The organism is Actinosynnema sp. NPDC059797 (genome assembly GCF_042732085.1).
Taxonomy (GTDB): Bacteria; Actinomycetota; Actinomycetes; order Mycobacteriales; family Pseudonocardiaceae; genus Actinosynnema.
Window position 1 is genome coordinate 1 of record NZ_JBHWIE010000250.1, and the last position, 10,428, is coordinate 10,428.

At 74.0% G+C, this 10,428-nt stretch carries 9 protein-coding genes; all 9 read right to left on the reverse strand.

The features are described from left to right. Window positions 1-203: 203 nt before the first annotated feature. Window positions 204-1,142 carry a LysR family transcriptional regulator gene (locus tag ACFV4N_RS32955; RefSeq protein WP_499676557.1) on the reverse strand — a complete coding sequence of 313 codons (939 nt, stop codon included), beginning with the start codon at window positions 1,140-1,142 and terminating at the stop codon, window positions 204-206. 147 nt (window positions 1,143-1,289) lie between these two features. Next, entirely contained in the window at window positions 1,290-1,718 is a 429-nt protein-coding gene (locus ACFV4N_RS32960) for a PIN domain-containing protein (protein WP_499676558.1), read from the reverse strand. 16 nt (window positions 1,719-1,734) lie between these two features. Further along, window positions 1,735-2,277, reverse strand: coding sequence for a CGNR zinc finger domain-containing protein (locus ACFV4N_RS32965; RefSeq protein ID WP_499676565.1), 543 nt, complete (start codon window positions 2,275-2,277; stop codon window positions 1,735-1,737). 63 nt (window positions 2,278-2,340) lie between these two features. Then, on the reverse strand, window positions 2,341-3,633 hold the full coding sequence (locus ACFV4N_RS32970) for an MFS transporter (protein WP_499676559.1): 1,293 nt from the start codon (window positions 3,631-3,633) through the stop codon (window positions 2,341-2,343). Between the two features lie 499 nt (window positions 3,634-4,132). After that, the gene (locus ACFV4N_RS32975; RefSeq protein WP_499676560.1) at window positions 4,133-4,552 is read right to left on the reverse strand and encodes a cupin domain-containing protein; all 420 of its coding nucleotides are present in this window, start codon (window positions 4,550-4,552) and stop codon (window positions 4,133-4,135) included. Between the two features lie 49 nt (window positions 4,553-4,601). Continuing rightward, entirely contained in the window at window positions 4,602-6,326 is a 1,725-nt protein-coding gene (locus tag ACFV4N_RS32980; RefSeq protein WP_499676561.1) for an AMP-binding protein, read from the reverse strand. Window positions 6,327-6,339: 13 nt separating this feature from the next. After that, window positions 6,340-8,274 (reverse strand): FAD/NAD(P)-binding protein, encoded by a 1,935-nt coding sequence (locus ACFV4N_RS32985; protein ID WP_499676562.1) that lies wholly within the window; start codon window positions 8,272-8,274, stop codon window positions 6,340-6,342. Window positions 8,275-8,683: 409 nt separating this feature from the next. Beyond that, a complete protein-coding gene (locus ACFV4N_RS32990; protein WP_499676563.1) occupies window positions 8,684-9,376 on the reverse strand; it encodes a DJ-1/PfpI family protein in 693 nt (230 codons plus the stop codon). 106 nt (window positions 9,377-9,482) lie between these two features. After that, window positions 9,483-10,428 (reverse strand): helix-turn-helix domain-containing protein (locus ACFV4N_RS32995; RefSeq protein ID WP_499676564.1); only part of this gene is annotated, 946 nt, incomplete at its 5' end.

The window sequence follows — 10,428 nt, forward strand, 5'->3', positions numbered from 1 at the left end:
CGCCGGAATTCGGCGACCCCCGGCGCCCGTGACGCCGGTTCGCGGAATGGCCGCGCCCACGCCGGCGCGCCTCGGTAAAGATTTTCCCAAGAATTGTGAACTTGTTCCGGGGGCGAGGGATCGGCGAATGCCGAACGCCCGGCGCGGAACTCGCGCCGGGCGTTCACGGGATCGGGTGCGGCGTCGCCCGCCGGGGGATCGGGTCAGCCGCCCAACCCCAGGTCGTCGCACGGGACGTGGGCCGCGGCCGGCTGGTGCCACTCCCGCACCACGCGGTCGAGCAGGGCGTCCAGCGCGGACAGCAGCTGGGAGCCGTCCTGCTCCTTGCCGAGCAGCACGTAGCTGCTCACCGTCACGCCGGGCGCCCAGCGCAGCTCGACGAGCTCGCCGGTGCGCAGCTGCTCGGTCACCGCGACCCGCGGCAGCAGGGCCACGCCCAGGCCGGAGCGCACGGCGGTCTTGACCGCCTCGATGGTCCCGAACTGCAGCGGCGGCACGGCGCGCACACCGGGCAGCGACGCGCGCAGCGCCGTGTCGTAGACGCAGCTGGCCTGCACGATGAGCGTCCGGGTGCGGCGCAGCTCGTCGGTGGTGACGGCGTCGCAGGCCGCCATCGGGTGGTCCGGCGGCGCGACGAGGGCGAGCGGCTCGGGCGCCAGCCGCCGCGCGGGCACGCCCACCGGACCCGGGTCGATGCAGTGGGTGAGCGCGATGTCGACGTCGCCGCGCACCAACGCCTCCATCATGTGGTCCGGCCCCTCGTGGAACGTGCGCAGCATCAGGCGCACGTCCGGGTGGGCGGCGTGGAAGTGCCGGATCACGTCGGGCAGGCGGTAGGTGGTGAGCGACTCGCTGGCGCCGATCGTCATCCGACCGGTCAGCGGCGCCTCCGGGGCGAGCGCCGACACCGCCTCCTCCGACAGCCTCAGCAGCCGGTTGGCGTAGGGCAGGAAGCGCTCGCCGTCCGGCGTGAGGCGCACGCCGTCGCGCCTGCGCTCGAACAGCCGGGTGCGCACCGCGGACTCCAGGTTCTTGATCTGAGCGGTGACCGCCGACTGCGAGTAGCCCAGCATCGCCGCCGCGCGGGTGATGCTCCCGGTTCGGGATACAGCCCAAAAGGCGTTCAACTGCCTGATGTCCACCTAGGACTCCCCCATAGACCTTTCCGTACGCGCAGATTGTCAGTGAAATGCAGACTTGACGTGATCTTATCCACTTCCAGGTGAGACAGCTGCTTCTTTCGGGTGAAATTTCGCCCGTAACCGTGGATTTCCGAATCGGTATTCGCCTTACCAATCGCCCTCACCGCGCCGGCTATGCCGACTTGAACCGAACGGCGGTACCGCGGTGCGCATGCCTCGGGCGGTGGCCGCCACGCCGAGGGTCGGGTCGTCGCAGGCGAAGACCCGGACCGCGGCGCCGAGGCTGAGTGCGGTCGCCAGGTGGATGGCCTGCCGGGGGTCCAGTTCGTCCTCGGCCAGCGATTCGGCGGACTCCCGGATCAGGTCGGACACCTCCACGGTGAGCACGGAGGGCGAGTCGAGCACGGTGCGAGCCCGCCGCACGACGTCGGGCGCCGCCCCGGTCCGGTCGAGCTCGACCCCGCTCAGCTCGCTGGTCACCGCCATGGCGGCACCCACCTCGGTCAGCAGCGCCGGGAGAGGGTCGCTCTCGACGGCGGCGAGCCGGACGATCGCCGAGGTGTGCAGGTAGATCATGGGTCCTTCCAGTTCGTCACTGATGGCCGGCGCGACCGCGGTGTGCCGCCACCCTCGCCCGGTTGCCGCAGGTGGCGGAGGAGCACCACCGCCGCCTGCCCGCCCGGGAGGTGTCGACGAAGAACGTCCCGCACACCTCGGCCTCGCACTGGTGCAGTCGGTCCCGGTCCGGCCCGGTGAGCAGTTCCACCAGGTCCCGGGCCACCAGGCCGAGCGCCTGGTCGGCGGTCGGCGGGCACGTCCCGCGCCGCAGCACCCCGTCCGGCCCGGTCTCCAGGACCGCGGGGGGAGGCGGTTCGGCGGCGAAGCGGTTGACCAGCTCCACGTCGCCCGTGCGCGCGGCCCGGCCGGTGGTGACCCCCTCCAGCAGCCGGTAGGCCGCCTCGCGCAGCGCGCGGAACTCGCGCACGTGCGTCGGGTCGGGTTCGTCGGCGGGCGGCATCTCGTGCCCGGCCAGCCACCGCGCCAGCGAGGCCGGGTCGGTCAGCTCGTCGCGCTGCCGACCCAGCCTGCTGCGCACCGTGGCGACCAGTGCCAGGCTCGACGGTTCGTGCTTCAGGACGCCTCCCGGACGGCCGCGGCGCGCAGCTCTTCCGCCGCGCGCCTCCTCGGTGGTCCCGGGTCAGCCGACCGGCCGCTCCCGGGGCATCAGCAGGGCTGAGGCTACCGCCGGCAGCGCTCCCACCAGGAGCATCACCACCGGCCAGGACGAGGCCGACAGCACGACCGGGATCAGCAGCGGGGTGACGAACGCGCCGCCGAACACCATCGTGTTCTCCAGGCCCAGCGCGGTGCCCGACCGCTCCGCGCCCGCCATGGTGGCGATCTCGGCGTAGTGCACGCCGTGCCAGCCGCAGGCCAGGAAGCCCGCGACCACGAACAGGCCGACGACCAGCCACGTGGGCGACACGTCGTACAGGGCCACGCCGGCGAACGCCGCCGCGATCAGCCAGCTGTAGACCCGGACCAGCGTCCGGCGGTGCCTGCCGCCCTGCTTGTCGGTCCACCGGCCGGTCACCACGCGCGACGCGCCGCCGAGGACCTGCACCACCACGAGCGCGACCACGACCCCCTCGATCGGCAGGTCGAGCACCGAGGTGAGGAACACCGTGCCGAAGGTCAGGACGGTGAACTGCGGCAGGTCGAGCAGGAACGCGACGATCGCCACGCGCCAGATGTCCCAGCGCTTCAACGGGTTGGGCGCGGTGGTCGCGGCGATGCCGTCCGCGGCCTTGGTGCGCGCGATCGGCGGCTCGTCCAGCCACAGCACCACGGCGACGGTCGCGGCGAGCATGAACGCGGTCAGGAACGCGAACACCCAGCGGAAACCCGCGCCCAGGGCGAGCGTCGGCATGATGGCCGCGCCGAGCGCGCCGCCCAGCGGCACGGCGGCCACGCGCAGGCTGATCGCGAAGCCCCGCTTCTCCGGCGGGAACCAGCCCATCACCGCGCGGCCGGACGCGCCGTTGACGCAGCCGCCCAGCGCGCCGGACAGGAACAGCACCGCCGCCAACGCCCAGGCCGCCGGGGCGACCCCGGCGCTCGGCACCAGGAACGCGGTGACGTAGGCGAGGGTGGCCGTCGTGCCCGACAGGCCGATGATCAGCACGTTCCGCTCGCCGATGCGGTCGGACAGGATGCCCCAGAACACGTCGGTGATGAAGATGCCCGCGGTCACGGCGGCCAGCACGAGCCCCAGCTCGGACAGCGAGTAGCCGTAGGCGGCGGCGAGGATCGAGCCCGAGGTCGGGATGCCCTGGAAGGCCGCGCTGAACGCCGCCTGGGCGAAGATCCCGATGCCCAGGATGCCCCAGCGGTAGCGGGGGGAGTGCTTCTTGCCGGTGCGCCCGACGATGACGTCGGCGGAGCCGGGTGGGGCGGCGAGGTGAGGTCGGTCCTGCGTCTGCTGGGACATCGGGTTCTCTCCTGGTTGGTCGTCGTCGCGAGACCGATGGGTCCGCGAGGCGCGGCCGACGTGTAATGGGTTGAACGCATTACATGATGGCCGGAGGGCGGGCTTGAGGGCAAGGGGGTGCGGGGGAGGAGGACTGGCGGCAGCGGGGGAGCGGCCAGGCGGGGGTGGGGATGGGGGAGCGGGCTCGGGAGTCGGTGAGCCGGGGTTCGGGAGGGGATCGGTCCGGCGGCGGCGGTTCGGAGGCGACAGGCCGGGCGGCGGGCCGAGGACAGCGGGCCGAGGACAGCGGGCCGAGGACAGCGGGCCGGAGTGGCGGGCCGAGGGCGGCGGGCGGGGGATCGAGCGGGCCGTTCGGGCCGGGTTCGGGGAGCAGGCGGGTGGGGGCGGGTCGGAGGGTGGTGGGTTGGAGGGGGCCGGGTTCGGGAGGGGAATCGGGTTCGGGAGGGCGGAAGACGTCGGCGGGGCCCGCGATCGGTCGCGGACCCCGCCGCCCCGCCGGTCAGCCGGAGGTCGCGCCCGCCGGCTCCGCCTCGGCCACGGCCGGGGCCTCCACCCGCCGGGTGCCCTTCTCCCGCACCACGAGCGCGTAGCAGCCGGTCGGCGAGGACACCTGGTGCACGCTCTCGGGCTTCTCGATGAACAGCGTGCCCGCCGGGTAGCGGTCGCCGTTGTCGTTGTGCAGCTCGCCCTCCAGGATCAGCAGCAGCTCGTAGCCCAGGTGCTCGTGCAGGTCGCCGTGCGAGCCGGGCTTGAAGTGGGCGATGTAGGCCTCGGCGCCGGTCGGGCCGGTCTCGGCCTGCGTGTACAGCCACTCGACGTCGACCGCGTTGCGGCCCGGCTGGACGTAGGGCGCCCACTTGATCTGGCCGTTGTGCAGGCCGCCGTTGAACAGGGACGAGTAGACCTTGATGTCGCGCATGGCGGTTCTCTCCTGGGTTCCGGTTCGGATGCGGTGGTGGGACGGGGTTTCAGCCGATGCCGGGCGCCGCGGGCAGCGCGGCGTCCAGCAGTTCGTCGGCCAGGTACTCGACGGAGCCGGCGGGCGCGGTGCCCGCGGCCCGCTCGACGTCGCGGGCGCGCAGCTCGGCGCGGCGGATCTTCCCGGACGTGGTCTTCGGCAGCGCGGCGAACTCCAGGCGCCGGATCCACTGGTGCGGCGCGAGGTTGGCGCGGGTGTGGTCGAGGATGCGGCGCGCGGTGCCGACGTCCGGCGTCTCGCCCGCGGCCAGCGCGACGTAGGCCTTCGGCACCACCAGGCCCACCGGGTCCGGCGCGGGCACCACCGCCGCCTCCGCGACCGCCTCGTGCTCCAGCAGCACGCTCTCCAGCTCGAACGGGGAGATCCGGTGGTCGTAGGACTTGAACACGTCGTCGGTCCGGCCCACGTAGTGCAGGTAGCCGTCCGCGTCGCGGTGCGCGATGTCGCCCGTGTGGTAGTAGCCGCCGGCGAACGTCCTGGCGTTCTTCTCCTCGTCGTCGACGTAGCCGGGCATCACGCCCAGCGGGCGCGGCGAGAGGTTCACGCAGATCTCGCCCTCGTCGCCGACCTCACCGGTGTTCGGGTCCACCAGCACGATGTCGTAGCCCGGCAGCGGTTTGCCCATCGAACCCGGCCGCACCGGCAGCGACGGGCTGTTGCCGATCTGGGCGGTGGTCTCGGTCTGGCCGTAGCCGTCCCGGATCGTCAGGCCCCACGCCGCGCGGACCTGCTCGATCACCTCCGGGTTGAGCGGTTCGCCCACGCTGCCCGCCTCGCGCAGCCGCACCGGCCACCGCCGCAGGTCCTCCTGGATCAGCATCCGCCACACCGTCGGCGGCGCGCAGAACGTGGTGACACCGTGCGCCACCACGCGGTCGAGCAGGTCGCGGGCGTTGGAGGTGGTCACGCTCAGCACCGTCGCCTCGGCGTTGAGCGGCACGAAGAACGAGCTCCACGCGTGCTTCGCCCAGCCGGGCGCGGAGACGTTGAGGTGCACGTCGCCGGGCCGCACGCCGTTCCAGTACATGCCCGACAGGTGGCCGACCGGGTAGCTGACGTGGGTGTGGCGCACCAGCTTCGGCCGGGAGGTGGTGCCGGAGGTGAAGTAGAGGAACAGGGTCTCGTCGGCGCGGGTCGGGCCGTCGGGGGTGAAGCCCGCCGGCGCGGACCGCAGGTCGTCCAGGGCGAGCCAGCCGGGGACGCGGCCCGCGCAGATCCGGGTCACGTGCCCGGGCAGCCAGTCCATGCCCGCGGCCAGTTCGGCGGTGGTCAGCACGTGGCGGATGTCCGCCCGCTCGACCCGGTCGGCCAGGTCCGCGGCCGAGACCGTGGTGAACGTGGGCACCACCACCGCGCCCAGCTTCATCGCCGCGAGCTGCGACTCCCAGACCGCGAGCTGGTTGTCCAGCATCATCAGCAGCGCGTCGCCGCGCCGCACGCCGGCCGCGCGCAGCCCGTTGGCCAGCCGGTCGGACCGCTCGGACAGCTCCGCGTAGGACACCCGCTCCTCGGTCTGCCCGCCCACCACGTGCAGGGCGGTGCGGTCGTTGCCGCGGGCCACCGCGTCGAACCAGTCCAGGGCCCAGTTGAACTCGTCGAACTCGGGCCAGGTGAACCGGGCGTGGGCCTCGTCGTGGTCGTCGCGCAGCTCCAGCAGGAGGTCCCGGGCGGCCCGGAAGCGCTCCGTCGGGGTGGGCCCCTCGGTCGATGGCATCGGTCTTCTCCTCTCAGATCGCGACGGCGGTGCGCGAGCGGGCGGACAGGACGACGGGTGCGGTGGGCGCGACGCGCGGCCGGTGGCGCAGCACGTCCTGGGCGATGGCGTCGGCGTCGGCGTGGAACCCGGTCATCGGGCCCGGCCTGCCGTTGCCGATCTGGGTGAACCAGCGGGTGTTCTCGGTCGGGATGCCCAGCGCGTAGAGGTCGGGGTCGGGGTTGCCGAGCACGTCGACGACGTGGAACGGGCGGCGCGTGACCGCGATGCTCCCGGCCGGGAACCGCTCGCCGGTGGCCGCGTCGGTGTTCACCATCTCGGTGATCAGGCCCTCGGCCAGCAACTGGCCCACCAGCGGGTCGGCGTCCGCGCCGAGCTGCGGACGCGGGATGCGGGCGTCCACCAGCGTGGTGACCTCGCGCCGCGAGTCCCGCACCCGCGGCGAGCGCAGCACGAACGCGCCCGCGGCGTGGTCGGCCTCCACCAGGGTGCCGGGACCGACGACGGTCAGCAGCCCGGCCCTGATCAGGGCGCACGCCTGCTCGACGCGCACGGCGGGCGGACCGGCCGACACCATCGTGTTGATCGGATTGAACCAGGACAGGAAGGCCCGGTGCGACTCGGGCCGCAGCCCGGCGAAGTCGACGGCCTGGCGCACCACCGAGCGCGTGTCGCGCAGGATGTCCAGGGACGCCTTGAGCGGGTTGTCGACGTTGCCCTGGCGGGCCTCGGCGACGTCGTCGTCCAGCAGCGCCAGCAGCTCCTCGCGGAACGCCTCGGGGCTGTCGAACTCGCGGTCGCCGAACGGCCGGGCGAGCCGCTCCAGGTCCGGCGGCGGCACGTCGGCCAGCCCCCACGCCTCCAGCAGGCCCCGGCGGTCGGTGGAGGCCAGGTGGATGGCGGCGAACCGCTCGGCCGCCTCCTCGCTGAGCCGCCTGCGGACGTGCGCGGTGTAGTAGATGTGCTCGACCTCCAGCTGGAGCAGCGGCAGCACGTCGCGGACGAAGTCGAGCTGCGCCGACCCGGTGGTGCGCTGGGCGTTGCGGCGCGCTTCGAGGATCGCCTCGTCGGTGATGAACCGCGGCCGGTACCGGTAGGTGGGCGCCTTCTGGTTGCGGCCGCGGGCGAGCATCACCAGGCCGCTGCGGGAGCCGGCGACCAGGTGCGGCTCGTTGCCGCTGGACAGGTAGACCGTCCGGCCGCCCTCCTCGGCGAACCGGCCGCCGCGCCCCACGGTCAGCGCGGCCATCACGTCGAAGAAGGTCAGGCCCAGCCCGATCACGCCCACCTGCTCGCCGGGCGCGATGTCGTCGAGCGGGAGGTCGGCGGCGGAGTCGCCGCGCAGGTAGGTCAGCCCGGCGCGGTGCCGCGCGAAGGTCAGCAGCGACTTCTCCGCCTCGTCGGGCGTGGTCCGCGGGTGCCCGGTGGTGAGCACGACCTTGTCCACGGTGACGCTGGTGCCCGCCGAGCCGACGACCGTGGTGTGCCCGTCCTCCCGCCGCAGCCGCACCGCGGCCTCGGGCACGTGCCGGACGGTCACCCCGAGGGGCGCGTTGGCCACCATCGCGTCGAACGCCCACCGCAGGTACTCGCCGTAGACGGCGCGCGGGCCGTAGTCGTTGGGCCCCAGGGCCGACCACCGCGGGTGCGCTTCGAGCCACTCGGCGAACGACGGCCCGTGCCCGGCCCGGGTCGGGCCGCCGTCCGGGCCGGCGGAGAACACGCTCACCTCGCCGGCCGGGGTGTTCATCAGGAACCACTCGGGCTGGGAGGTCCGCCAGATCCGCCCGGCGCCGGGCTCGCCCGGCTCGAACAGGTGGATGCGCGTCCGCCCGTTCCGCGGTTCCCGCTGTAACCGCTCCAGCAGTCGTTCCACAACCGAAAGTCCGCGTGGCCCGGCGCCGACGATCGCCACGTCCACGTCCGGATCCAGGACAGCGTCAACCACGGTGTACCTCTCTCAAGAATGTCCCTTGAATTCTTCCCCCGCATTCCCTTTTCGGTGGGGGGCGATTCGCTCTGGCACGAATCTATGGCGGACGCCGGGGCGGCGACAAGGTCTTCGCCGGGCAAGATCATCGATGGCTGTATCGAAGACTCAGATGACCGCCTGGGCGGGATAGTCCCTGGTCGGGGCTGTGCGGGGGAGCGGGGAGCGCGGAGAGTGGCCGCTCGGGCGGCGGTATTGGGCCGGTGGTGTGGGGACCGGCCCGCGAGCGCCGGACCGACGGTTCCCGGATCGGTGCAGAAGTGCGCCGATCGCGTTCGTCCGGCCGTCAAACCCGCGAATCGGGTGAAACGGCGGGCGGCGCCGCCGGGCCGCTCGGTGTCGCGTCCCGGCGGCGGTGGACCGCGGTTCAGGCGCGCCAGACCGTGCCGCGGCGCTCGTACTCCAGGATGGTTTCCAGGCGGGTGGTCAGTTGCGGGCCGAGGTGGCGTTCGACGAGCCAGAGGGCGATGTCGAGGCCGGAGGTGACGCCGCCGCCGGTGATCAGGTCGCCGTCGTCGACGACGCGGGCGTCGACCACGTTCGCGCCGTGGGCGGCCAGGTCGGCCTTGGCGTTGGCGTGGGTGGTGGCGTTGCGGCCCCGGGTGAGCCCGGCGGCGGCCAGGACCATGACGCCGGTGCAGATGCCGACGTGCAGGACGTCGGTGTCGGCCAGGCGGCGCAGGAAGGCGCGGTCGGCCATCAAGCGGCGGACACCGGGCGCGGTCGGGTCGGTGTAGCGGCCGCCGCCGGGCACCACCAGCACGTCCGCCTCGCGCGGCGACCAGCCCACGGCGACCTCGACGCGCATGCCGAAGTTGCAGGTCACCGTGGCGGGCCTGCCCGTGGTGACGAGCGTGGTGGTGATCGCGCCACCGCTCACCCCGCCGGCCATGCCCAGCACCTCCACGGGGCCGGCGAGGTCCTGCTCCTCCACCCCGTCGAACATCAGCACCTGCACCCGCAACGGGTTCGCCGCCGACGCGACGGGCGCGCCGGCCGCCACGGCGCCCAGCCCACCCGCCGACAACGCCGACGCGCGCAGGAAAGTACGACGCTCCACCACGACCTCCAGGGTTCCGCGATCTTCACCCCACAGGTCGCGCGGAGCGGACGGCGGGTTCCCGGCGCCGCCGGTGGCGCCCGGTGGTGTGAGCGGTGGCGGCCGGTCAGCCCGCGGTGGTCCCGTCGTCGAGCAGCCGCCACGCGGTGAGGGCGAGTTCGGCCCGCACCGGTCCGGCCGGGTCGGTCAGCTCGAAGCCCAGCGCCTTCCCGATCTGGTCGAGCCGGCGGGCGACGCTGCTGTGGTGCAGGTGGAGGAGGTCGGCGGCCCGGCGCAGGGAACCGGTGGCGCAGTAGGCGTCCAGGGTCTCCAGGTCGTCCCGGTCGTGGGCCAGCCGGGCGACCGCGGCCACGTCGGCGTTGCCCCGCAGTGCGTCCGGCGGCACCTCGGCGAGCAGCGCCAGCGCGCCCAGGGCGGCGTGGTGGACGACCGGCCGGCGCGGGGTGGTGAAGCGCAGCGCGGTGCGGGCCTCCCGCCAGGACCGATCGGGGCTGTCGGCCGCGCCCACGCCCGCGCGCACGCCCGCCGGGAACCGGGTCGGGTCCAGGGTGGTGGCCAGGACGACACCCGCGCCGCCCAGCGGCGCCGCCTTCACCGGCCGGTTCGGGCAGACCAGGGCGGCGACCCGGTCGAGCGGGAGCGGCGACCGCACGGCGGCGACGCGGATCGGCAGGTCGGCCGCGAACCCCAGCAGCCGCAGCGCCCGGGTCCGGCCCGCCTCGTCGCCGTCGGCGCTGATCACCAGTTCGACCAGCGCCGGGTCGGCCATGGTGGTGCGGGCCGGGCCGTACCGCTCGACCACCGCCGCGGCGGCGATGGCGAACCGGTCCAGCAGCACCTCGTCGAGCGGCGTCGGCGGGCCGGGGCGCTCCAGCCACACCGCGCCGATCTCCTCGTCGTCGAGCGTGATCGGCGCCGTGCTGGACGCGGGGCGCTCCGAGTCGGGCGCCTGGCGGCCGTCGGGCCCGACGCGCACCACGTGCCCCGTGCCCTGGAGCGGGATTCCGGCCTCGCACTGGGCCTGGCCCGCCGAGGCGCGGGCCAGCGCCGGG